Genomic DNA, 22121 nt, shown 5'->3' on the forward strand with positions numbered 1-22121 from the left:
TGCAAATCAGCAGATAATCTATTGATTTTTAAAGAGATCAAATGTGCATTATTATGCCGAAAATGACTTGCAAATTGACTGATGCGCACTAAAATGCATATCATCATAACTCTTGGAGCGAGGCATGACCCAGCGTATCGACTTTCAGACCGACCCGTCCCGCTATCGTCATTGGCGGGTCGCGTATGATGGAGAGATCGCCAATCTCTACATGGATGTGGATGAGCAGGGTGGTTTGTTCCCGGGCTACGAGCTGAAGCTCAATTCCTATGATCTTGGCGTTGATATCGAACTGGCCGATATCGTCCAGCGGATGCGGTTCGAGCATCCCGAGGTCAAGGTGGTGGTGATGCAATCCGGAAAGGACCGCGTGTTCTGTGCCGGGGCGAATATCCGGATGCTGGGCGGCGCCAGCCATGCGCACAAGGTCAATTTCTGCAAGTTCACCAACGAGACCCGCAACACGTTCGAGGCGGCCGAGGCCGATAGCGGCCAGAAATACATTGCGGCTGTCAAAGGTGCCTGCGCGGGCGGCGGGTACGAGTTGGCGCTGGCCTGCAACTATATCATGCTGACCAATGACAGTTCCTCTTCGGTGGCATTGCCCGAGGTGCCGCTGCTGGCGGTGCTGCCCGGCACCGGCGGGCTGACCCGGGTCACCGACAAGCGCAAGGTGCGCCGCGATCTGGCCGATGTGTTCTGCTCGGTCGAAGAGGGCGTGCGCGGCCAGCGCGCGGTCGATTGGCGGCTGGTGGACGAGATTGCCCCAAATTCGAAATTCGACGAGGTGGTGCAAGAGCGCGCGCGGGAATTTGCGAGCGCCAGCGCCAAACCCTCGGGCCTGACCGGGATCGCGCTCACCCCGCTTGACCGCCGCTTTGCCGAGGATGGCTCGGTCACCTATTCGACCGTTGAGGTTGTCGTAGAGCGCGAGGCGGGGCGGGCGACGCTGACGATCTCCGGTCCGACGGATGCCGCTCCCGATACGGTCGACGCGTTGCAGGCGCAGGGCGCGAATGCCTGGATCCTGCGCGCGGCGCGTGAGCTGGACGATGCCATCCTGCATCTGCGGCTGAACGAACGTCAGATCGGTACGCTGGTGATCCAGACGCAGGGCGATGGCGCCGCAGTTCTGGCGCATGAGGCATTGCTTCTCAACAATCGCGACCACTGGCTGGCCAATGAAATCCTGCAATACTGGAAGCGGGTGTTGAAGCGGGTTGACATGACCTCTCGCAGCCTGGTCGCCATTGTCGAACATGGATCCTGTTTCGCCGGGCCGCTGGCGGAACTGCTCTGGGCGGTGGACCGATCCTATATGATGCTCGAAGAGTTCGAAGGCGATAACCGCCCCTTGGCGGCCATCACGCTCAGCCCCGGCAACTTTGGCACATACCCGATGGGCAATGACCTGACCCGGCTTGCGACCCGGTTCCTGGGCACGCCCGAGGCGGTCGAAGCCGCCCGCGTGCGCATCGGCGAGGCGCTGGAAGCGGAAGAGGCCGAGGAGCTTGGTCTGGTGACCTATGTGCTGGACGATATCGACTGGGAAGATGAGGTGCGTGTTTTCCTGGAAGAGCGCGCCAGCTTTTCTCCCGATGCAATGACCGGGATGGAGGCGAACCTGCGTTTTGCCGGACCCGAGACGATGGAAACCCGCATTTTTGGCCGCCTTACCGCTTGGCAGAACTGGATTTTCCAGCGCCCCAACGCGGTGGGCCCCGACGGGGCACTGCAACGCTATGGCACCGGGGTGCGCGGCGATTACAACATGGAACGTGTGTAGAGGGGGCGCAGATTTTCGCAGAAAATCTGTAGAAAAATCTTGTGCAAGATTTTTCCCCGCCAAGGAGGAAAGCGATGCTTGATCTGATCAACGTAAGTTACGACACCCAGATCCCGAACAATGTGGGTTTGAGCCAGGACAAGAAGGTGCTGAAGGCGCTGGAAAAGTGGCACCCCGGTTACATCAACTGGTGGAACGACCTGATTCCGCAGAATTTCCAGGAATCGCTGGTCTATCTGCGCACCGCCGTCAGCGTCGATCCCAAGGGCTGGGCCAAGTTCGACTATGTGAAGATGCCCGAATACCGTTGGGGCGTGCTGCTGGCGCCGCAGGTCGAGAACCGCACCATCCCGTGTGGCGAGCATTACGGGCAACCCGCCTGGCAGGAAGTGCCGGGTGAATACCGCAACCTGCTCAAGCGTCTGATCGTCATTCAGGGCGATACCGAACCGGCCTCGGTCGAGCAGCAGCGCCTGCTGGCGCTGACCGCGCCCTCGCTCTACGACATGCGCAACCTGTTCCAGGTGAACGTGGAAGAGGGCCGCCACCTCTGGGCGATGGTCTATCTTCTGCACAAGTATTTCGGTCGCGACGGGCGCGAAGAGGCCGATGACTTGTTGCGCCGCCAGTCGGGCAGCGAAGAGGCCCCGCGCATGCTGGGCGCCTTCAATGAAGAGACACCGGACTGGCTGTCCTTCTTCATGTTCACCTATTTCACCGACCGCGACGGCAAGATGCAGCTGGAAAGTCTGGCGCAATCCGGCTTTGACCCGCTCAGCCGCACCTGTCGTTTCATGCTGACCGAAGAGGCGCACCACATGTTCGTGGGCGAAACCGGCGTGGGCCGTACTATCGAGCGCACCTGTCAGGTGATGAAGGAAAACGGCATTGACGACCCCTATGACACCGGCCGCATCCGCGACCTGGGGGTGATCGACCTGCCGCTGATCCAGAAAAAGCTGAACCTGCATTACACGCTGTCCCTCGACCTCTTCGGGCAGGAGGTGTCGACCAATGCCGCCAATGCGTTCAACGCGGGCATCAAGGGCCGTTACATGGAAAGCCGGTTGAGCGATGACCACCAGTTGCAGCAGGACACCTATACCGTCTGGGATTTCGAGGATGGCAAGGCAGTACAGAAGCAGGTACCGGCGCTGACCGCGATCAACATGCGCCTGCGCGACGACTATACCAAGGATGCCGCCGGCGGTGTCGGGCGCTGGAACAAGATCATCGAGAAACACGGCGTCGATTTCGAACTCTCGCTGCCGCACGAGGCATTCCATCGCAAGATCGGCGTCTTTGCCGACAAGCATTTCGACCCGTCGGGGCAGCCCGTCTCGGGGGCCGAATATGACGCCGGTCTGCCCAAATGGCTGCCGACGCACGCGGATGGCGATTTCATCCAGTCGCTGATGAAGCCCTGCTATGAGCCGGGTCAATACGCCCGCTGGATCGCCCCGCCCAAGGTGGGAATCGACAACCGCCCGGGCGACTTCGAATATGTGAAACTTCATATGGCCTGATGCCGGACAGGGGCCGGGTCCGGTGGGCGGTAACATTTTGTGACCCGCCCACGGATTGACGGAAGGGGTGACTCTCTTGTTCGCTGAACCCGGCCTGATCGGACAACACGAGGAACCGACCATGCAGATCGACCGTTCGAAACCCGATACGCCGCGGCTGCACGCTCTCTCGGGGCAGATATCCACCTTGCAGGGACCCTGCGTCGGCTGTTCCGACTGCGTAGGGCTTTGCAAGGAGTTGATCGACACGCTTGTGGTGCCCGACCTCATCCTGACCAGGAAACGCGAGACTTCATGAACCAGCCGTTAAAGCAGCATCTGATCGATCCCGAAATCTGTATCCGCTGCTACACCTGCGAAATGACCTGCCCCGAGCAGGCGATCGAACATGATGACCTGAATGTCGTGGTGGATGCCGCCAAATGCAATTTCTGCATGGACTGCATCCCGGTTTGTCCGACCGGTTCGATCGACAACTGGCGGGTGGTGGACACGCCCTATTCGCTTGAAGAGCAATACGGATGGATGGACCTGCCGCCACAGGAAGAGGTGGCGGGCGACGAGGCGGGGCTTGAGGCGCTGGACGATGCCATGGCGGCCCTGCTGGCCGAGGCGCACAAGGGCGCGGGGGGCAAATCGCGCGCCCCTGCCACGGCCTCGAAGCCGACGATCAATCTCTATACGCTGGGCAAACCGGCCGAGGCGCGGGTGACGGGCAACTACCGCCTGACCGCCGAAAGCAGCGACAGCGATGTGCGCCACATCATCCTGGATTTCGGCGGCCAACCCTTTCCGGTGCTCGAAGGGCAAAGCATCGGGATCATTCCGCCCGGCACCGACGAGGCGGGCAACCCGCATCTGCCCCGGCTGTATTCGGTCTCCAGCCCGCGCGACGGCGAGCGGCCGAATTTCAACAACCTGTCGCTGACGGTGAAACGCGAACCGCACGGGATCTGCTCGAACCATGTCTGCGATCTGAAACCCGGCGACACGGTGCGGGTTACCGGGCCCTTTGGCGCCACTTTCCTGATGCCTTCGGACCCGGCGGCGCATCTGCTGATGATCTGCACGGGTACTGGTTCCGCGCCCTTCCGGGCCTTTACCATGCGGCGGCAGCGCGAAAACCCCAAGCTGCGCAACAGCCTGACCCTGGTCTTTGGGGCGCGCAGGCCGCAGGAGCTGCCGTATTTCGGACCGCTCGCCAAGGTGCCCGAACAGTTCATGGCCAAGCATTTCGCCTTTTCCCGCCAGGATGGCGAGCCCAAGCACTATGTGCAGGACCGGTTGCGGGCCGAGGCGGATCGCGTGGGAGAGCTGCTGGCCGATCCCCAGACCCATATCTATGTCTGCGGTCTCAAGGCGATGGAACAGGGCGTGGAGGAGGCGTTCAAGGATATCGCCCGTGCACGGGGAGTCGACTGGTCCGATCTGCGCGACCGGATGCGCGACGAGGGGCGCTATCACGTCGAGACCTATTGAACCCGTTTCCGGCAGACAGCGCATTGCGCCACGGGCCGGGCTGTCCTAAGATTGCGCACTATTTTGCACATACCCTGCGGACCGCATGACCGAGATCACCAATTTCCGGGGCGAAAGCACGCCCAACAGTGCGCGCGACCAGGCCGAGGCCGACGTCACAGATCTGATTGCGCGGGTTGGCGAACGGGTGCGCGCTGCACGTCAGCGGCGTGGTATTCCGCGCCGGGTGCTGTCCGAGATCTCGGGTGTGTCGCCGCGCTATCTGGCACAGCTCGAAGCGGGAGAGGGCAATATCTCGATCGGGCTGTTGCAGCGGGTGGCGATCGCGCTGGATCATCGGATCGAATGGCTGGTGGGTGAGGATGATCCCTGGTCTTCGGACGCGATGCGGGTGGCCGATCTTTACCGGGTCGCGGGGATGGAAACCCAGGCAGAGGTGCTGCGGCTATTGAGCCCCGCGCCCTCGCTTGCGGCGAGGGCCGGGCGCATCTGCCTGGTGGGCCTGCGCGGGGCGGGAAAATCGACCTTGGGTCAGCGGTTGGGCGCGGCACTGGGCCTGCCTTTTGTGGAACTGAACGACGAGATCGAAGACCAGGCCGGAATGCCGGTGGCAGAGGTCATGGCGCTTTACGGTCAGGAAGGATATCGCAAGCTCGAGGCGCAGGCGGTGGCCCGGATCGTCGCCACCCATGACGCGCTGGTACTGGCGGTGGCAGGCGGGATCGTGGCCGAGCCCGAGACCTACAAGACCCTACTGGCGCATTTCCACACGGTATGGCTGCGCGCTTCGCCGGTGGAGCATATGGAACGGGTTCGCGCCCAGGGGGATGAGCGGCCGATGGCGGGCAATCCCGAGGCGATGGAAGAGTTGCGCTCGATCCTGACCAGCCGCGAGGCGCTTTACGGCAAGGCAGAGGCGCAGATCGACACCTCGGGTCAGAGCGTCGAGGCCTCGTTGGTCCAACTCACCCGCCTTGTGCGCGAGCGCGGTTACCTGGACTGACCGAGAGCCAGACGCCCCAAGATTTTTCGTCGAAAAATCTTGGCTTCCGGCGGGGATATTTCCAGCGAGAGGAAGGGGGCGGCGCGGGATACGTATTTCCTCATAATTGACCGAAACGGCGTGCCGACCTTAGCCTGAGGCGGTTAAGATTCAGACGCGCCGCAACCTATGGCGCATATCGGGGAGGAGAGACGTGAAACGCATTCTTTGCGCAGGGGCGGTGTCGGTACTGGCGCTGGCTTCCGCCGCGGCCGCCGACATCAAGATCGCCCATGTCTATGGCAAGACAGGTCCGTTCGAAGCCTATGCCAAACAGTCCCATGACGGGCTGATGCTGGGGCTGGAATATGCAACCGGCGGGTCGATGGAGATCAATGGCGAAAAGATCGTGGTGATCGAGAAGGACACCCAACTCAAGCCTGAAAACGGCAAGGCCCTGCTGGAAGAGGCCTATGGCGACGACGAGGTCGATCTGGCGGTGGGGCCGGTGAGTTCCGGCGTGGCGCTGGCGATGCTGCCGGTGGCCGAGGAATACGAAAAGGTGCTGATCGTCGAGCCGGCGGTGGCGGATTCGATCACCGGGGCCAACTGGAACCGCTATATCTTCCGCACCGGGCGCAACAGCAGTCAGGACGCGGTGTCGAACGCCATCGCACTGGCGGGCGAGAATGTGCATATCGCGACGCTGGCACAGGACTATGCCTTTGGCCGCGACGGCATCGCCGCGTTCAAGGAGGCGCTGGAGGGTGCGGGCTCGGGTATCGTGCACGAGGAATACGTGCCGACCGACACCACCGATTTCACCGCGGCGGCCGAGCGTATTTTTAACGCGATGAAGGACCTGGATGGCGAAAAGCGCCTGTTCATCATCTGGGCCGGGGGCGGCAACCCGATGGGCAAAATCCAGGCGATGGATCCCAGCCGTTTCGGCATCGAGATCGCGACCGGAGGCAATATCCTGGCGGCGATGGCGGCCTACAAGGATTTCCCGGGCATGCAGGGGGCGACCTATTACTATTACGAGATCCCGCAGAACCCTGTGAACGACTGGCTGGTCAAGACCCATCAGGACCGTTTCGGCACCCCGCCCGACTTCTTCACCGCGGGCGGCATGGCAGCAGGTATCGCCGTGGTCGAGGCCATCAAGAAGGCTGGCTCCACCGATACCGAGGCGCTGATCTCGGCCATGGAAGGCATGGAATGGGAGACACCAAAAGGCAAGATGATGTTCCGCCCCGAGGATCACCAGGCGCTGCAATCCATGTATCACTTCAAGATCAAGGTGGACCCGAATGTCGAATGGGCGATCCCGGAACTGGTGCGCGAGTTGACGATCGACGATCTGCCGATCCCGATCCGCAACAACTAACTCCCCGACCTGGCCGGTCCCGTGGCGCGTGACGCGCCGGGACCGGTCTTTTTGCAAGCGGAAGACAAAGCCATGACATCCCCCATCCTGGCGACCGAGGGGCTGACCGTGCGGTTTGGCGGCCATGTGGCCGTGGACGCGGTATCCTGCGCCTTTCACACCGGGGAACTCACCGCGATCGTGGGTCCGAACGGTGCCGGCAAGACCACCTATTTCAACCTGATCTCGGGCCAGATCCCGGTCAGCGCGGGCCGCGTCCTGCTGCGCGGGCGCGATATCTCGGGTCAGTCGGTGTCACAACGAACCCGCGCCGGGATCGGACGGGCGTTTCAGCTGACCAACCTGTTTCCCAATCTCAGCGTCTTGGAAAACGTGCGCCTGGTGGTGCAGTCCAAGGCCAAGCAAGGCATGAACCTGTGGTCCATGGCCAGCCGTCATGCGGAGCTGACCGAGGCGGCCGAAGCAATCCTGACCAGGGTGCGGTTGATCGACAACCGCGATCAGATCGTTTCGGAGTTGAGCCACGGCAATCAACGCAAACTGGAGGTCGCGCTGCTGATCGCGCTCGACCCGGCTGTATACATGTTCGACGAACCCACTGCCGGGATGAGCGTGGACGAGGCGCCCGTGGTGCTGGATCTGATTGCCGAGTTGAAGGAGCAGCGCGACCGGACCATCCTGCTGGTGGAACACAAGATGGACGTGATCCGCACGCTGGCCGACCGCATCATTGTCCTGCATAACGGTGCGCTGGCCGCTGATGGCGACCCGGCCACGGTGATGGCCTCGGACGTGGTGCAAGAGGCCTATATGGGCCGGGAGCTGGAAGATGTCTGATCCGATCCTGCGGCTGGAGGGCGTCTGTACCAACATCGCCCAGTATCACATCCTACAAGGCGTTGAACTTGAGGTGCCGCGCGGCGCGGTGACCATGCTGCTGGGGCGCAACGGGGTGGGCAAGACCACGACTTTGCGCACAATCATCGGCCACTGGCGTGCGCATCAGGGCAGGGTTCTTCTGGACGGGCAGGACATCACCCAGATGCCGACACCCGCCATCGCGCGGGCCGGTGTCGGGTTTGTGCCCGAGGATATGGGCATCTTTGCCAATCTCACGGTCGAGGAAAACATGGTGCTGGCCGCCGTATCGGGCCCCATCGACAGCGCGCGGCTCGACTGGGTGTTCCAGGCCTTTCCGCCGCTCAAGACCTTTTGGAAATCCGAGGCGGGCAACCTGTCAGGTGGGCAGAAACAGATGCTGTCGATCGCGCGCGCAATGGTCGAGGAACGCAGGCTCTACCTGATTGACGAGCCCACCAAGGGGCTGGCGCCCGCCATCGTGTCGACCATGGCCCGCGCGCTGCGCGAGCTGAAGGCGCAGGGCGCCTCGATCCTGCTGGTGGAACAGAACTTCTCGGTCGCGCGGGCGCTGGGCGACACCGCCTGTGTGATGGATGACGGGCGCATCGTCTGGTCTGGCGAAATGCGCGAACTGGCCACCGATGCAAGTTTGCAGGAGCGGTTGATGGGTCTGAGCATGGAGGCCCATTGAGATGCGCGTGGAGAGGTTGGAATTGAGTATTTTTGACCAGAAAGAAGCAGGAGGTCCGTCATGAGCATGGCCCCCGAACACGCGCCCACGATGGCGCGGCTCTCGCTGGCGCAGCGGCTGGCACCCTGGATGCCGGTGCTGCTGGTGCCACTGCTTGTCGTGGCCGGGCTGCTGGCGATCCCGAACACGTCGTCCTGGCTGACGCTGACGGTGTCGGGGCTGGCCATGGGCATGATGATCTTTCTGATGGCCTCGGGCCTGACGCTGGTGTTTGGCCTGATGGATGTCATCAATTTTGGCCATGGCGCGTTTGTCTCGGTGGGCGCCTTTGTCGGCGTTTCGGTGCTGCTTCTCTTGGGTGGCATGACCGGCGCGCCCTCGCTGGCGCTGAACCTTGCGGCGATGGGGCTCGCGGTGATCGGCGCGATGCTGGCCACCGGCGCCATGGGCTGGGCCTTTGAAAAGGTCATCGTCGAGCCGGTCTATGGTCATCACCTGAAACAGATCCTGGTCACCATGGGCGGGCTGATCGTGGTCGAGCAACTGATCATCGTGCTCTGGGGACCCGAGGAGATCTATATCTCGCGCCCCGAGGCGCTGAAGGGCGCGATCACATTCGCGGGCGCCGCGCTGGAGAAATACCGGCTGGTGGCGGTGGGTCTGGGCCTTGTGGTCTTTGCCGCCATGCGCTGGACGCTGAGGCGCACCAAGATCGGGCTGATCGTGCGCGCGGGCGTCGAGAATGGCGAGATGGTGCAGGCGCTGGGCTATCGGCTGCGGCTGGTCTTTGTCGGTGTGTTCATCGCCGGGTCCGCGCTGGCGGGGCTGGGGGGCGTCATGTGGGGGCTCTACCAGGAGGTCGTGAGTGCCCATATGGGCAATCAGGCGATGATCCTGATCTTTATCGTCGTCATCATCGGCGGGCTGGGCAGCGTCGAGGGCTGTTTCATCGGCGCCCTGTTGGTGGGACTGATGCAGAACTATGTCGCGTTTCTGGAACCCAAGGTGGCGCTGATTTCCAATATCGGCCTGATGGTCGCGATCCTGATGTGGCGCCCCATGGGCATGATCCCGGTGGTGAAGGCAAAATGATCAAAGCGGTTCTTTCGGGCGACATGCCCCGCTCATCGGTGCTGGCCCTGATCCTGGGGCTGATCCTGATCTGTCTGGCGCTGGCGCCCTTCCTGTTTCCCGGCGTGCGCACCGTCGATACGGCGGCACGGATCTGCGTGTTCATCGTGCTGGTGGCCAGCTACGATCTGCTCTTGGGCTATGGCGGCATCGTCAGTTTCGCCCATACCATGTTCTTTGGCATCGGCGCCTATGGGGTCGCACTGGCCCTGACCCATATGGGGCGCGGGTTCGACGCGATCCTTGTGGGCGCGGGTGCGGGTGCGCTGCTGGCGGCGGTGCTGGCCTTTGTCATCGGCCTCTTCAGCCTGCGGGTAAGGGCGATCTTCTTTGCCATGATCACGCTTGCGGTGGCCTCGGCGGTGGCCGTTCTGGTCAGCCAGCTGTCGGGCCTGACCGGGGGCGAGGATGGGCTGACCTTCAAGACGCCGCGCGCGCTGGGACCGGCGTTCAAATTCGGGGACGAGCTGTTCGGGGTGAAGCTGAACGGCAAGCTGCTCTCCTATTACGTCGTGTTCATCGGCAGTCTGATCCTGTTCCTGCTGATGCTGCGGGTGGTGAACTCACCCTTTGGGCGGGTGTTGCAGGCGATCCGCGAGAATGATTTCCGCGCCGAGGCGATCGGCTATCGGGTGGTCTACTACCGGGTCGCGGCGACTTGTCTCTCGGCGGCGGTGGCGGCGCTGGCGGGCAGCCTCTATGCGATCTGGCTGCGCTATGTCGGGCCGGATACCACGCTGAGCATGGAGATCATGATCGACATCCTGCTGATGGTGGTGATCGGTGGCATGGGCACCATGTATGGCGCGGTGATCGGGGCAACGCTGCTGGTCTTGGCGCAGAACTATCTGCAAAACCTGATGGGCGTTGCCGGGTCTCTGGTCGAGGGGGTGCCGGTGCTGCCGCAACTCTTGGATGCCGACCGCTGGCTCTTGTGGCTGGGCGTCCTGTTCATCCTCAGCGTCTATTTCTTCCCTACCGGAGTGGTGGGCCGGCTGCGGCGCAGTTAGGCGCGGCGGATGCGCTCGGCGGCGGCGGCATATCCACCTGCCGCCCCGTCGATGAAATGCACATGGTCGTCGCGCATGGCCGAGGGCACGAAACAGGTCATCATCGCCTCGTCCTGGGCAAAGAGACCATAGCGGATCTTGCCGCGTTGCCGGGCCTCTTCAAGGATTGCCTCTAACCGGGCGCGAGTCTCGCTATCGCAGTCGAGGGTCATCTTCAGCCCGTCATCGAATTTGCGGAAATCGGCGTTGCGGCTGACCATGCGGGCATAGTGACCGGGCTGAAAGTCGCCCAACCGCAGGCCGGTGCGGAACAGCAGCCAAATCAGCAGGTTCTGGCCCAGGAGCTTCAGCTTGTGCAGGCCCAGATTGCGGCCCTCGCGCGAGACATGTGCATCGAGTGACAGGCCCGGCGGCGGCCAGGTGACGCCCGGACCACCCGGAGGGACCGGGTGGCCGCCTCTCTCCAGCCCGTCGGCGGTGATGACGACGCGCCGGGCCAGATCGGCAAAGTCGCGCTCGCTTGCCCTGTCGGTCGGATGCACCACAAGAGAGACGATCTGCCCGTTCTGGGCACGCATGTTGGACCAGCGACAGGACAGGCCGGTCAGATCAGGCTGTGCACCGGGCGGGGCCGGGTCGACAGCGAAATCGCCAGCTTTCATCCGCGCCTCGGCCCAGGCCAGCCCGCGTCCCGAGAACATGGCGTAATCGACCCCCGGCGAGGCTGCGTAGCGTGCTACTCGCACATCGCGTCGGGCCGTGCGAATTTCAGCCACCGGAATCAGGGCAGCCCGCAAGGCGATGCCGAACTCCTCTTCCGCCCAGCGGCGCAGATCTGCCAGCACCGCGCGCACTTGCTCGGCCTTGTCACCTGGCACCGCGAAACCGGCGCCGTCGCCGCCAAACACATAGGGAAAGCGCAGGTCGCCCATTGCGTTGATCATGGCCGAGATCACCGCCGCACCCACCATGTTCACTGTCTTGTAGCGCCCGCGCGCGATCTCTCCGGTACTGTCCACGATATCGGCGGTACCCAGCACCCAGTCATCGGGAAGGGGCGTGAACCGGGACGGCTCGGAAAGCTCGGGGAAATCCATCACCGGGCGTAGGGATGCATAAAACGAATCCGGATCGTCAACCATGTGACCCTCATAACAATACCCTTCTACATAGCAGCTTGACGGCGAAATCCAGAGCCTTGCGGCATGACGGGCGCGCTTGTGCGCAGGCCGATAACATGGCAACCATCGCGCACGCGTTCATGTGGGAGGAAAGCGCATGCAGGCCGGTCTGATCATTCTGTGTCTGGCCTATGTGCTCAGCCAGTTCTTTCGTGCCTTTCTGGCGGTGCTGACCGCCGATCTGGCCCGTGATATCGGCGCGCAGCCCGACGACCTGGCCTTTGCCTCGGGTCTGTGGTTTCTCACCTTCGCCGCGATGCAGATCCCCGTTGGCTGGGCGCTGGACCGGATCGGCCCGCGCCGGACGGCCGCAGCGCTGCTGATGGTGGGTGGCGGTGGTGGCGCTGCATTGTTTGCCCTGGCCACGGCACCCCTGCATATCAGCGCGGCGATGGTACTGATTGGTGTGGGCTGTTCACCGGTGCTGATGGCCTCGTATTTCATCTTTGCGCGCGAATACCCGCCGGCGCGCTTTGCCACATTGGCTGCCGTGATGCTGGGTGTCGGGTCGGTGGGCAATCTGGTGGCCTCGTACCCGACCGCGCTGGCGGTCGAGCTGATGGGCTGGCGCGCGACGCTGGCCGGGCTGGCGGCGATCTCGGCGGCGGTTGCGGTTGGCATCTGGCTATCGGTGCGTGACCCCGAAATGGTGCAGCACGATACCAAAGGCTCGCTGCTCGACCTGTTGAAGCAGCCGCTTTTGTGGACGATCCTGCCGCTGATGCTGGTGGCCTATGCGCCCTCGGCGGCGCTGCGCGGGCTTTGGGCAGGACCCTACCTGCGCGATGTGTTCGGGCTTGAGACCAGCCAGATCGGGCAGGCGACGCTGATCATGGGGGCGGCGATGATTGCCGGCACCTTTGCCTATGGTCCGCTCGATCGGGTTCTCGGCTCTCGGAAATGGGTGGTGTTCGGAGGCAATCTGGGCGGCGCGCTGGCGCTGGGTCTGCTGGTTCTGTGGATCGACCTTGGTGTCTGGTCCTCGGTGGCGCTGATGGCGGCGATCGGCTTTCTGGGCGCCTCGTTTCCGGTGATCATGGCGCATGGCCGCGCCTTTATCCCTGCACATCTGGTTGGGCGGGGTGTGACGCTTCTCAACCTCTTTGGCATCGGCGGTGTCGGGTTGATGCAATTCGTCACCGGGCGCCTGCACGAAGGCTATGCCGCCGCCGGCCCGGCCGCGCCCTATACTGCGATCGTGACCTTTTTCGCGGTCTCGATGGCGGTTGGTCTGGTGATCTATCTGTTCAGCCGCGACAGTCTGGCCTGACAGGGGCCTTTCCTCGCCGCCACTTTCCCTGTATGGAACCGCCGCCGGTCAAGGCGACCGGGTATATCTGGAGAAACAAGAAAATGGGTTATCGCGTCGTCGTCGCTGGCGCCACGGGCAATGTGGGCCGCGAAATGCTGAACATACTGGCCGAGCGCCAGTTCCCCGTGGATGAGATTGCCGCGTTGGCAAGCCGTAAATCCCTGGGCACCGAAGTCAGCTTTGGCGACAAGACTATCAAGACCCAGGATCTGGACACTTTCGACTTCACCGGCTGGGACATGGCGCTGTTCGCCATCGGCTCGGACGCGACCAAGGTCTATGCGCCAAAGGCGGCGGCGGCTGGGTGCGTGGTGATCGACAACAGCTCGCTCTACCGCTACGACCCCGAGATTCCGCTGATCGTGCCCGAGTGCAACCCGCAGGCGGTGCACGGCTACAAGAACAAGATGATCATCGCCAATCCCAACTGCTCGACTGCACAGATGGTGGTGGCGCTGAAGCCTCTGCATGACCGCGCCAAGATCAAGCGCGTCGTCGTCTCGACCTATCAGTCGGTGTCGGGCGCGGGCAAGGAAGGCATGGACGAGCTGTGGGAACAGACCAAGGCGGTCTATAACCCGACCTCGGACGTGCCGCCGAAGAAGTTCCAGAAGGAGATCGCCTTCAACGTCATTCCCCATATCGACGTCTTCATGGAAGACGGCTCGACCAAGGAAGAATGGAAGATGGTCGCCGAAACCAAGAAGATCGTCGATCCCTCGATCAAGGTCACCGCGACCTGCGTGCGGGTGCCGGTCTTTGTCGGGCACTCCGAAGCGGTGAACATCGAGTTCGAGGAATTCCTGGACGAGGACGAGGCCCGCGACATCCTGCGCGAGGCGCCCGGTATCATGGTGATCGACAAGCGCGAGCCCGGTGGCTATGTCACGCCCAAGGAATGCGTTGGCGATTTCGCCACCTTCATCAGCCGCATCCGGCAGGACTCGACCGTCGAGAACGGTCTGAACCTGTGGTGCGTTTCGGATAACCTGCGCAAGGGCGCGGCGCTGAACGCGGTTCAGATCGCCGAATTGCTGGGCCGCGAGGTCCTGAAGAAGGGCTGACAACGCGCAAGGCACCCACTTACTGGCACCCTCGCCCGACCGGGCGGGGGTGTTTTTGATTGCTCTGTTAATTGAATCAACTCAAGGTGGTTTCACCGCGCGTTTTCGCACTGAAAATGCCCTGTTTCCGAATTCTCCAAAATCTGTCTAATTCATGGCCAATTTTGGCCAGATCGCGGACAAACTTTTGTTTTTAATGTGATTTATCACTTTTTTGACACAATCTTGCGCGATTCCCGACCGAATCGCGGCCAAACATTAAGTCATAAGGAAGTCGAACCTTCGGCGGACAAGGCAAGCGCCATCACCTGGTCATCATCGGTTAGATACCGGATGGGTTGTGTCCTGCACCCTGAGCCGTCGAAGCTGTGCCAAGCGTAAAGAGTCCGAAGCGCCGCCCTGCCGCGGTGCCACCCAACGGATCGAACATAACAAGGCGGTATCGCCTCTGGACAAAGAGGAAAACGAAAATGGCAACCATCATCACCTTCCCGCGTCGCGACATCCAAACCCCCGCTTCGGGCGTCGAGGCCAACGCCGACAATGTCTTGTCACTTGCCGACTGGCGGGCACGGGGCCGGGCGCTGCGTACCGCAAACGGCGTGTTCTTCGTTTCGAGCCCCTGGGGCAGTTCCGGCGACGCCGCCTGATCCAGACCGTTCAACACCATATTCAGGAGTGACAGAAATGACCCCCAATCTTGCCCAGAAAGCCCGCCAGAACCGTATCGCAGCACTGCAACATCTGCGCCTGACCCGACAGGGCGCCGAGATGGAGAGCGAGGTGATCAACCTGTTTGCCCACCGCGCGCGGCAAATGGCCAAACCGATCTTCAGTTCGGTGCGGGCCCGGGTCGAGGAGGAGCGGATCGCCGCCTGAGACCATATTCGGTTGGACGTGCAAAAGGCGCCCGCCGGGCGCCTTTTCTTTTCAACGTGTCGAGCGGAAAGGCCCGTTTGGCGACTGGTCGCTCAGTCGACACAGCTATGTTCAGGCCGCCTCAGACGGGTACGAAACGTTCCTCTGCCGGCTCGTAGCATTGCAGGCCACCTTCGCCGATATCGGTCCAGAGCCCGTGCAGGCTCAGGCTGCCTTCGTCGACCGCCGAGGCGATGAAGGGGAAGGTCATCAGGTTCTCCAGCGAGGCGACGACGGCGTGTTTTTCCAGTTGTCGGACCTGCTCGTCCTCGTCCTCGATCTTGGCCACATGATCGTATTTCGGCTTGAGGATATCCATCCAGCGCCCGACAAAGCTCTCTTTTGCTTCCAGTTGCGGGGCGTGGCCCTTGCACATGTCGAGGCACCCGCGCACGCCACCGCATTGCGAATGGCCCAGCACGATCAGGTGCGCGACCTTCAGCACCGTTACTGCATATTCCACTGCGGCGCTGGTGCCGTGGTGGTCGCCATCGGGCAGATAGGGCGGCACCAGATTGGCGACATTGCGGTGGATAAAGAACTCTCCCTGGTCGGCCCCGAAGATCGACGTCACATGCACCCGGCTGTCACAGCATGAGATCACCATGGCACGCGGCCGCTGGCCCTCGGTCGCGAGGCGTCGGTACCAAACCTGGTTCTCGGCATAGGTTGTCGCCTTCCAGCCGTGGTAGCGCTGGACCAGATAGTTGGGCAGAGGGCGGGCGAGTTTCATTCTTGTCTTTCCTGTCGCTGACCTGTCGTGACAGCCTCCTTTAGGCCAGTTTGAAAGAAAATTCGAGGTATTTCCCGTCGTAGCGGAAACCTTTTGAAAACCTCTCGCAGAACAGGATGTCGAACGTGTCGTGGGGGCACAAGACTTTGGGGTGAGATGTGGTGGTTGAAGTAATCACGCTTGTGCAAAGCGAATCCGTGCGGCTGGACCCGGATCGGCTGGGCGGGCTGTATCGGCAATTGGGAGATGCCGGTGCCGAGGATGTCGTGTGTCGTGCGATCGAGGAATTGGCCGTGAGGTTGACCAATTGCGAAAGGCTGTGGCGGGACCGCGATTGGAAAGCATTGCGCAAATGCGCCCGCTCGCTGATCGCGATATCCGAACAGATCGGCATGGTGGCGCTCGCTCGTGTCGCGCGTCTGCTCACCGATGCTATCGACAACGGCGACTATGTCGCCACCAGCGCCGTGCTCTACCGGCTGATCCGCGTGGGCGAGAAATCCCTGACCGAGGTCTGGGATCAGCAGGACCTGTCGATCTGAACCTGCTATCTGAGGGCTTGCAGGTCGCGGCAGGCCCGATAGTCTGGACCTGTCACCATGTTGGAAAGGTCGCAGATGCCCCTCAGTTTCGCCCCCGCCGACGCGGATGCGCTGCCACTTCATGTCATCGATCAGGCCGCTCTGGACGATTGGCTGCGCGGTCAACCGGCGCCGATCGTGACCTGGGTCAAGGCGAGCGGGTTTACCGGCGCCATTGGTCAGGCGCTGGCGGTCCCGAGCGAAACCGGGGCGCCCGTCATGGCGCTGGCGGGTTACGGCAGTGCCCAGACTCGCGCCCGCAAACGCTTTGTCCTGGCCGCCGCGGCCGAGAAGCTGCCCGAAGGTATCTGGCGCATCGCCTCGGGCTTGCCCGAGGCGCAGGCCGAGGCCGAGTGTTTCGGCTGGCTGATGACCGGATATGCGTTTGACCGGTACAAGGGTCAGTCGCCGGCCAAGGCGCGTCTGGTGGCCCCCGCCGGGGTTGACGCCGCCCGCATCGAGGCGATGGCTGCCGCCGAGGTGCTGACCCGCGACCTGATCAACACGCCGGCTCAGGACATGGGCCCCGATGCGCTGCAAGCGGCGGTCGAGGCGCTTGCGGATGAATTTGGCGCGACCTGCACCGCGATCGTCGGCGACGACCTGCTCAGCCACAACTTCCCGATGATCCATGCGGTCGGACGTGCCGCCGCCCGCGCGCCGCGATTGATCGAACTGCGCCGGGGCAAGAGCGGTCCGAAACTGACGCTGGTGGGCAAGGGGGTCTGTTTCGATACCGGCGGTCTGAACCTCAAGCCGGGCAACAGCATGGCTCTGATGAAAAAGGACATGGGCGGGGCGGCCAACGTCCTGGGCCTGGCGCGGATGATCATGGCGCTGGATCTGCCGGTGCAACTCAGGGTGCTGATCCCTGCGGTGGAAAACGCGGTGTCGGGCAATGCGTTGCGACCCGGCGATATTCTGACCTCGCGCAAGGGGCTGACGGTCGAGATCAACAATACCGATGCCGAGGGGCGGCTGGTGCTGGCTGATGCGCTGGCACTGGCGGACGAGGGCGCGCCCGATCTTGTGATCTCGATGGCAACGCTGACCGGTGCCGCGCGGGTCGCGGTTGGCCCCGATCTGGCGCCCTTCTACAGTGATGACGACAGCGCCGCGCAGGCCTTGGCCGAGGCGGCGGCAGGCGCGGCGGATCCGGTCTGGCGAATGCCGTTCCACCCCCCGTATGAAGAGATGATCGAGCCGGGCATCGCAGATCTGGACAACGCACCCGGCGGCGGTTTCGCCGGGTCGATCACCGCCGCGCTGTTCCTGCGCCGCTTTGTCGACGCGCGCTACATGCATTTCGATATCTATGGCTGGCAGCCGGTCAAGGCGCCGGGCCGTCCCAAGGGTGGCGTGGGTCAGGGTCCGCGAGCGCTGTTGGCGGCGCTGCCACGGATGCTGAACCTGTGAGCGGCCCCTGCATCCTGCGCCCGGTCGTCGACCTGTTGCGCCGCCCGGAGGGGCCGCGAGAACGGCAGGTTCTGCTGGGCGCACGGGTCGAGGTGCTGGAAACTCTGGGCGACTGGGCCCGTATCCGCGCCGAAAAGGACGGCTACGAGGGCTGGCTGCGCGCCGATACTCTGGGCGCAGAGGAGGCGCCGACCCATTGGGTCAGTGCGCCCGCAACCCATGCCTATGCCCGCGCCGACCTGAAAAGCCCCGACCTGATGGCGCTGAGTTTCGGGTCACGGGTCAGGGTGCGCGCGGTGTCTGACCGGTTTGCCGAAACGGCGCAAGGCCATATCCCGGTGCAGCACCTGACCCCGATGGGCGAGACGTTGACCGACCCCGTGGCGGTGGCCGAGCTGTTTCTGGGAACGCCTTATCTCTGGGGTGGGGACAGTCGCTGGGGTATCGACTGTTCGGGGTTGGTGCAGGCGGCGCTGCTGGCCTGTGGTCACCCTTGTCCCGGCGACAGCGGCCCGCAATCACGCGCCGTGGGCACCTTGCTGGCGCCTGGCACCCAGCCTCAGCGTGGCGATCTGCTGTTCTGGAGCGGTCACGTGGCGCTGGTCGCGGATGCCGACCGCATCCTGCACGCCAATGCCAATGACATGGCGGTCGCTTATGAGCCGACCGCTGCGGCAATCGCGCGTATCATCGCGCAGGGCGAAGGGCCAGTGACAGCGCATCGCAGGCCCGCCATCCCCGCTTGAACCCGTGTCTCGGGTTCGGTAGGGACAGAATGCGCGCAATCGGGAGGCATTTATGCAGGACGATCCGAAAACACTGGTTTCCACCGACTGGCTCGCCGCCCATCTGAAGGATCCCGATCTGCGGATTCTCGACGGGTCCTGGCACCTGCCGCATCTGGGACGTGACGCCAAGGCTGAATATGATGCCGCCCATATCCCCGGCGCGCGGTTCTTCGATATCGACGATATCTCGGACCACCGCTCGGACCTGCCGCATATGGTGCCACCGGTCGAGAAATTCATGTCGCGACTGCGGGCGATGGGCGTGGGCGATGGCCATCAGGTCGTGGTCTATGACACGCTTGGCCTGCAATCGGCGGCGCGCGTCTGGTGGTTGTTCAAGCTGATGGGGCAGGACAATATAGCGGTTCTGGATGGCGGTCTGCCGAAGTGGCAGGCCGAGGGACATCCGATCGAGGACCTGCCACCGGTGATCCGTGACCGGCACATGACTGTTCGCGTCCAGAACCACCTGCTGCGGGATGTCACCCAAGTGTCGGCGGCGGCCAAGCTCAATGATCACGAGATCGTCGATGCCCGCTCGGCCGGGCGCTTTGCCGGAACCGATCCCGAACCGCGCCCGGGTCTGCGTGGCGGCCATATCCCGGGGTCGAAGAACGTGCCTTTTGGCACGCTCTTGAACAAGAACGGCACGATGAAATCGCCCGCCGATTGCCGCGCCGTGTTCGAGGCCGCGGGCGTCGATCTGTCCAAGCCGGTGATCACCACCTGCGGTTCGGGTGTGACGGCGGCGATTCTCAGCCTGGCGCTTCAGCGCATGGGCAAGACCGATCACTCGCTTTATGACGGCTCCTGGGCTGAATGGGGTGCCTTCCCGACCCTGCCCGTCGCAACTGGAGAGAACTGATGTTCGAAAACCTCAAGGCGCAGCCTGCGGACAAGATCCTTGCATTGATGCAGATGTACAAGGACGATCCGCGCACCGACAAGATCGACCTGGGCGTTGGCGTCTACAAGAACGCCGAGGGCGTGACCCCGGTGATGCGCGCCGTGAAGGCCGCAGAAAAGATCGTGTGGGAGCAACAGGAGAGCAAATCCTATACCGGGTTGATTGGCGATCCGGCCTATTCGGATGCGATGATCAAGCTGATCCTGGGCGATGCCGTGCCGCGCGCCAATGTCGGCGCTGCGGCCACGCCGGGTGGCACCGGTGCCTGTCGGCAGGCGTTCGAGCTGATCAAGATGGCCAGCCCCGAGGCGCGGGTTTTCGTGTCGGACCCGACCTGGCCCAACCATATCTCGATCCTGAACTATCTGGGCATGACCATGGTGCCCTATCGCTATTTCGATGCCGAAAGCCGTGGGGTCGATTTCGAGGGTATGCTGGCCGATCTGGGTCAGGCGCGCGCGGGCGACGTGGTGCTGCTGCATGGCTGCTGCCACAACCCGACCGGCGCCAACCTGAACCTGAGCCAGTGGCAAGAGGTGGTGAAGCTGATCAACGCCAAGGGTCTGGTGGCGATGATCGACATCGCCTATCAGGGCTTTGGCGACGGGCTGGAGGAAGATGCGCAAGGTACCCGGCTGGTGGCCGCGTCGGTCAAGGAGTGCCTGATCGCGGCGTCCTGCTCGAAGAACTTCGGTGTCTATCGCGAGCGCACCGGCCTGTTGATGGCGGTGAGCCAGGACAGCGGCCAGACCGCGCTTAACCAGGCAACCCTGGCGTTTCTGAACCGTCAGAACTACTCCTTCCCGCCCGATCACGGGGCGCGGGTGGTGACGACGATCCTGAACGATGACGCGCTGCGCGCCGACTGGATGGCCGAGCTGGAGGAAATCCGCCTGTCGATGCTGGGTCTGCGTCAGCAATTGGCCGACGAGTTGCAGCGTCTGAGCGGCTCGGACCGGTTCGGCTTCATCGCGCAGCATCGCGGCATGTTCTCGCGCATCGGCGCGGCGCCCGAGCTGGTCGAGAAGTTGCGGACCGAATTCGGCATCTACATGGTGGGTGACAGCCGGATGAATATCGCCGGGCTGAACGCCAAGACGGTACCAATTCTGGCCAAGGCGATCATCGACGCCGGGATCTGAACCCCAGCGCCCAATGGCAAAGGCCGCCCCGACGGGCGGCCTTTTGTCGTTTCAGGGGGTAAAGCCCGGCACGAACTGGTGCAGATAGGCCAGCCATTCGGGCGGCAGCGTGATCTCGTAGAACGCCCCCAGCAACATCGCCACGATCAGCCAGGCGACGGTGATCCCTGCCAGCACGATGCCCCAGAACGCCGCGCGGGCCTGTCCCCGTACGCCCCAGCGCAGCAGGATCAGCCGCAAGGCACAACCCAGATGCACGAACAGGGCAATCACGCCGAGGCTGTAATAGGGGATGAAATACCAGGTGAAGGGCGCGCCGCTCATCACCGAGGCGGGCCAATAGAAATTGGTGTCCAGCCCATCGACCCAGCGCGCCAATACCAGCGCGATCAGGTGTTCGGTCATGAAATAGAGCACCATCCCGCCCGAAATGACCTGTGCCCGTGCCCAAGGCTCGCGTAACCCGCGCCGGACACGGGCAATCAGCAGCTTCAAGCCCAGTCCCATCTGCACCAGCGCCGAGGCCAGAACCAGCGGCTCGACCACCGGGTTGCGATAGATCAGGCGCAGTGCATCCTGGGTGGCGTTATAGGCGTTCACGCCCCATAGCCCGGACAGGTGGGTGATGAAATGCAGCAGCAGGAAAGCGGCAAACACCGCCCCGTTCCAGCGGTGAATCTTGCGGGCGATCATGGCGCCTACTCCTTGGCGGTCGTGTCTTGCGAAAGTTTGTCTTGGAACCAGGCCAGCGCCTTGGCGGCCTGTTCCGGTGGGGTGTCCTGCATCCCCATCTTCAGGATATCCGACAGCGTCACACCGGCCAGTTCGCGCCGCCACGCCGCCTCGGCCCGCCACATGGATCGGGCGATGCCGCAGGGGCGAAGGTATTTGTCATCGGCCACGCCGCTGGGCCCGCAGCGGCGGAGCTCGGTGCAGCGGAACTGGCGCTCGGGGCCGTCGATGGCCTGAACCATGTCGAGCAGGGTGATTTGCGCAGGTGGGCGGGCCAGCGCATAGCCGCCGCGCGGCCCGCGGCGGGTTTCGACAATGCCCGCCGCCGACAGTTTCTGCATCTGCTTGGCCAGATAGGGCTCGGGCAGGTCAAAGAATTCGGCCAGCAACCGCGCGGGCAGGGATGTATCGGGGGGCAGGGCGGCCAGCAGGCTACAGGCATGCGCCGCCCATTCCAGTCCTTCGGTGTGTTTCATAAATACGGATAAAGA

At 63.0% G+C, this 22121-nt stretch carries 23 protein-coding genes; 19 read left to right on the top strand and 4 right to left on the bottom strand.

From position 1 onward, the window contains the following. Positions 1 to 124: 124 nt before the first annotated feature. The 10 genes from boxC (at position 125) to AC2FLM_RS15330 (ending at position 10856) form a co-directional block, all read left to right on the top strand. Positions 125 to 1786 carry a 2,3-epoxybenzoyl-CoA dihydrolase gene (gene boxC / locus AC2FLM_RS15285; protein WP_496859022.1) on the top strand — a complete coding sequence of 554 codons (1662 nt, stop codon included), beginning with the start codon at positions 125 to 127 and terminating at the stop codon, positions 1784 to 1786. Between the two features lie 74 nt (positions 1787 to 1860). Beyond that, positions 1861 to 3312: a benzoyl-CoA 2,3-epoxidase subunit BoxB gene (gene boxB, locus AC2FLM_RS15290; RefSeq protein WP_234137044.1), complete on the top strand. Its 1452-nt coding sequence runs from the start codon at positions 1861 to 1863 to the stop codon at positions 3310 to 3312. Between the two features lie 76 nt (positions 3313 to 3388). Next, positions 3389 to 3610, top strand: coding sequence for a hypothetical protein (locus AC2FLM_RS15295; RefSeq protein ID WP_234142322.1), 222 nt, complete (start codon positions 3389 to 3391; stop codon positions 3608 to 3610). Further along, positions 3607 to 4791 (top strand): benzoyl-CoA 2,3-epoxidase subunit BoxA, encoded by a 1185-nt coding sequence (boxA, locus tag AC2FLM_RS15300; protein ID WP_496859023.1) that lies wholly within the window; start codon positions 3607 to 3609, stop codon positions 4789 to 4791. Before AC2FLM_RS15295 ends, boxA begins: the two co-directional genes overlap by 4 nt. Positions 4792 to 4876: 85 nt before the next feature. Next, positions 4877 to 5794 carry a helix-turn-helix transcriptional regulator gene (locus AC2FLM_RS15305; RefSeq protein WP_496859024.1) on the top strand — a complete coding sequence of 306 codons (918 nt, stop codon included), beginning with the start codon at positions 4877 to 4879 and terminating at the stop codon, positions 5792 to 5794. Positions 5795 to 5987: 193 nt separating this feature from the next. Next, entirely contained in the window at positions 5988 to 7163 is a 1176-nt protein-coding gene (locus AC2FLM_RS15310; protein WP_496859025.1) for a substrate-binding domain-containing protein, read from the top strand. A 72-nt stretch (positions 7164 to 7235) separates the two neighbouring features. After that, complete coding sequence (locus AC2FLM_RS15315; RefSeq protein WP_496859026.1) at positions 7236 to 8000, top strand: ABC transporter ATP-binding protein; 765 nt, start codon at positions 7236 to 7238, stop codon at positions 7998 to 8000. Continuing rightward, positions 7993 to 8715, top strand: a complete 723-nt coding sequence (locus tag AC2FLM_RS15320; RefSeq protein ID WP_496859027.1) for an ABC transporter ATP-binding protein — start codon at positions 7993 to 7995, stop codon at positions 8713 to 8715. Before AC2FLM_RS15315 ends, AC2FLM_RS15320 begins: the two co-directional genes overlap by 8 nt. A gap of 60 nt (positions 8716 to 8775) precedes the next feature. Further along, positions 8776 to 9807, top strand: a complete 1032-nt coding sequence (locus tag AC2FLM_RS15325; protein ID WP_234162879.1) for a branched-chain amino acid ABC transporter permease — start codon at positions 8776 to 8778, stop codon at positions 9805 to 9807. After that, positions 9804 to 10856: a branched-chain amino acid ABC transporter permease gene (locus AC2FLM_RS15330; protein WP_496859028.1), complete on the top strand. Its 1053-nt coding sequence runs from the start codon at positions 9804 to 9806 to the stop codon at positions 10854 to 10856. Before AC2FLM_RS15325 ends, AC2FLM_RS15330 begins: the two co-directional genes overlap by 4 nt. On the opposite strand, the gene AC2FLM_RS15335 is transcribed toward AC2FLM_RS15330, so the two are convergent. Continuing rightward, positions 10853 to 11998 (bottom strand): DUF3095 domain-containing protein, encoded by a 1146-nt coding sequence (locus AC2FLM_RS15335; RefSeq protein WP_496859029.1) that lies wholly within the window; start codon positions 11996 to 11998, stop codon positions 10853 to 10855. The two genes, AC2FLM_RS15330 and AC2FLM_RS15335, sit on opposite strands and share 4 nt — an antisense overlap. Positions 11999 to 12134: 136 nt before the next feature. Between AC2FLM_RS15335 and AC2FLM_RS15340 the strand changes: the two genes are divergently transcribed. From AC2FLM_RS15340 to AC2FLM_RS15355, 4 genes are all read left to right on the top strand, one after another. Beyond that, positions 12135 to 13307, top strand: coding sequence for an MFS transporter (locus AC2FLM_RS15340; protein ID WP_496859030.1), 1173 nt, complete (start codon positions 12135 to 12137; stop codon positions 13305 to 13307). 83 nt (positions 13308 to 13390) lie between these two features. Further along, a complete protein-coding gene (locus AC2FLM_RS15345) occupies positions 13391 to 14413 on the top strand; it encodes an aspartate-semialdehyde dehydrogenase (protein WP_234137539.1) in 1023 nt (340 codons plus the stop codon). Between the two features lie 470 nt (positions 14414 to 14883). After that, positions 14884 to 15063: a hypothetical protein gene (locus AC2FLM_RS15350; protein WP_234142331.1), complete on the top strand. Its 180-nt coding sequence runs from the start codon at positions 14884 to 14886 to the stop codon at positions 15061 to 15063. Between the two features lie 37 nt (positions 15064 to 15100). Beyond that, a complete protein-coding gene (locus AC2FLM_RS15355; RefSeq protein WP_234142332.1) occupies positions 15101 to 15292 on the top strand; it encodes a hypothetical protein in 192 nt (63 codons plus the stop codon). Between the two features lie 121 nt (positions 15293 to 15413). Here the strand turns inward: AC2FLM_RS15355 and AC2FLM_RS15360 are convergent, their stop codons facing one another. After that, the gene (locus AC2FLM_RS15360) at positions 15414 to 16064 is read right to left on the bottom strand and encodes a carbonic anhydrase (RefSeq protein WP_234137057.1); all 651 of its coding nucleotides are present in this window, start codon (positions 16062 to 16064) and stop codon (positions 15414 to 15416) included. 158 nt (positions 16065 to 16222) lie between these two features. Between AC2FLM_RS15360 and AC2FLM_RS15365 the strand changes: the two genes are divergently transcribed. The 5 genes from AC2FLM_RS15365 to AC2FLM_RS15385 all read left to right on the top strand — a co-directional run bounded on the left by AC2FLM_RS15365 (position 16223) and on the right by AC2FLM_RS15385 (position 20898). Continuing rightward, on the top strand, positions 16223 to 16606 hold the full coding sequence (locus AC2FLM_RS15365; RefSeq protein WP_234142333.1) for a hypothetical protein: 384 nt from the start codon (positions 16223 to 16225) through the stop codon (positions 16604 to 16606). Between the two features lie 75 nt (positions 16607 to 16681). Further along, positions 16682 to 18061 (top strand): leucyl aminopeptidase family protein, encoded by a 1380-nt coding sequence (locus tag AC2FLM_RS15370; protein WP_496859031.1) that lies wholly within the window; start codon positions 16682 to 16684, stop codon positions 18059 to 18061. Then, the gene (locus AC2FLM_RS15375; RefSeq protein WP_496859032.1) at positions 18058 to 18807 is read left to right on the top strand and encodes a C40 family peptidase; all 750 of its coding nucleotides are present in this window, start codon (positions 18058 to 18060) and stop codon (positions 18805 to 18807) included. The genes AC2FLM_RS15370 and AC2FLM_RS15375 overlap by 4 nt, the downstream gene beginning before the upstream one ends. A 52-nt stretch (positions 18808 to 18859) precedes the next feature. Continuing rightward, the gene (gene sseA, locus AC2FLM_RS15380) at positions 18860 to 19714 is read left to right on the top strand and encodes a 3-mercaptopyruvate sulfurtransferase (RefSeq protein WP_496859033.1); all 855 of its coding nucleotides are present in this window, start codon (positions 18860 to 18862) and stop codon (positions 19712 to 19714) included. Continuing rightward, the gene (locus AC2FLM_RS15385; protein WP_496859034.1) at positions 19714 to 20898 is read left to right on the top strand and encodes an amino acid aminotransferase; all 1185 of its coding nucleotides are present in this window, start codon (positions 19714 to 19716) and stop codon (positions 20896 to 20898) included. The genes sseA and AC2FLM_RS15385 overlap by 1 nt, the downstream gene beginning before the upstream one ends. A 51-nt stretch (positions 20899 to 20949) precedes the next feature. Here the strand turns inward: AC2FLM_RS15385 and AC2FLM_RS15390 are convergent, their stop codons facing one another. Together AC2FLM_RS15390 and AC2FLM_RS15395 are read right to left on the bottom strand one after the other, a co-directional pair. Continuing rightward, complete coding sequence (locus AC2FLM_RS15390; protein WP_496859035.1) at positions 20950 to 21591, bottom strand: hypothetical protein; 642 nt, start codon at positions 21589 to 21591, stop codon at positions 20950 to 20952. A gap of 5 nt (positions 21592 to 21596) precedes the next feature. Then, positions 21597 to 22106 (bottom strand): RrF2 family transcriptional regulator, encoded by a 510-nt coding sequence (locus tag AC2FLM_RS15395; RefSeq protein WP_496859036.1) that lies wholly within the window; start codon positions 22104 to 22106, stop codon positions 21597 to 21599. Positions 22107 to 22121: the final 15 nt, after the last annotated feature.

It is taken from the genome of Ruegeria sp. SAZD011 (assembly GCF_059612545.1).

Bases quoted from the DNA above. Each gene is read 5' to 3' on its own strand.
- boxC (WP_496859022.1), top strand. From the start codon at position 125: ATGACCCAGCGTATCGACTTTCAGACCGACCCGTCCCGCTATCGTCAT.
- AC2FLM_RS15320 (WP_496859027.1), top strand. From the start codon at position 7,993: ATGTCTGATCCGATCCTGCGGCTGGAGGGCGTCTGTACCAACATCGCC.
- AC2FLM_RS15350 (WP_234142331.1), top strand. From the start codon at position 14,884: ATGGCAACCATCATCACCTTCCCGCGTCGCGACATCCAAACCCCCGCT.
- boxB (WP_234137044.1), top strand. From the start codon at position 1,861: ATGCTTGATCTGATCAACGTAAGTTACGACACCCAGATCCCGAACAAT.
- AC2FLM_RS15360 (WP_234137057.1), bottom strand. From the start codon at position 16,064: ATGAAACTCGCCCGCCCTCTGCCCAACTATCTGGTCCAGCGCTACCAC.
- AC2FLM_RS15305 (WP_496859024.1), top strand. From the start codon at position 4,877: ATGACCGAGATCACCAATTTCCGGGGCGAAAGCACGCCCAACAGTGCG.
- sseA (WP_496859033.1), top strand. From the start codon at position 18,860: ATGCAGGACGATCCGAAAACACTGGTTTCCACCGACTGGCTCGCCGCC.
- AC2FLM_RS15390 (WP_496859035.1), bottom strand. From the start codon at position 21,591: ATGATCGCCCGCAAGATTCACCGCTGGAACGGGGCGGTGTTTGCCGCT.
- AC2FLM_RS15335 (WP_496859029.1), bottom strand. From the start codon at position 11,998: ATGGTTGACGATCCGGATTCGTTTTATGCATCCCTACGCCCGGTGATG.
- AC2FLM_RS15345 (WP_234137539.1), top strand. From the start codon at position 13,391: ATGGGTTATCGCGTCGTCGTCGCTGGCGCCACGGGCAATGTGGGCCGC.
- AC2FLM_RS15315 (WP_496859026.1), top strand. From the start codon at position 7,236: ATGACATCCCCCATCCTGGCGACCGAGGGGCTGACCGTGCGGTTTGGC.
- AC2FLM_RS15340 (WP_496859030.1), top strand. From the start codon at position 12,135: ATGCAGGCCGGTCTGATCATTCTGTGTCTGGCCTATGTGCTCAGCCAG.
- AC2FLM_RS15370 (WP_496859031.1), top strand. From the start codon at position 16,682: ATGCCCCTCAGTTTCGCCCCCGCCGACGCGGATGCGCTGCCACTTCAT.
- boxA (WP_496859023.1), top strand. From the start codon at position 3,607: ATGAACCAGCCGTTAAAGCAGCATCTGATCGATCCCGAAATCTGTATC.
- AC2FLM_RS15385 (WP_496859034.1), top strand. From the start codon at position 19,714: ATGTTCGAAAACCTCAAGGCGCAGCCTGCGGACAAGATCCTTGCATTG.
- AC2FLM_RS15395 (WP_496859036.1), bottom strand. From the start codon at position 22,106: ATGAAACACACCGAAGGACTGGAATGGGCGGCGCATGCCTGTAGCCTG.
- AC2FLM_RS15330 (WP_496859028.1), top strand. From the start codon at position 9,804: ATGATCAAAGCGGTTCTTTCGGGCGACATGCCCCGCTCATCGGTGCTG.
- AC2FLM_RS15355 (WP_234142332.1), top strand. From the start codon at position 15,101: ATGACCCCCAATCTTGCCCAGAAAGCCCGCCAGAACCGTATCGCAGCA.
- AC2FLM_RS15325 (WP_234162879.1), top strand. From the start codon at position 8,776: ATGAGCATGGCCCCCGAACACGCGCCCACGATGGCGCGGCTCTCGCTG.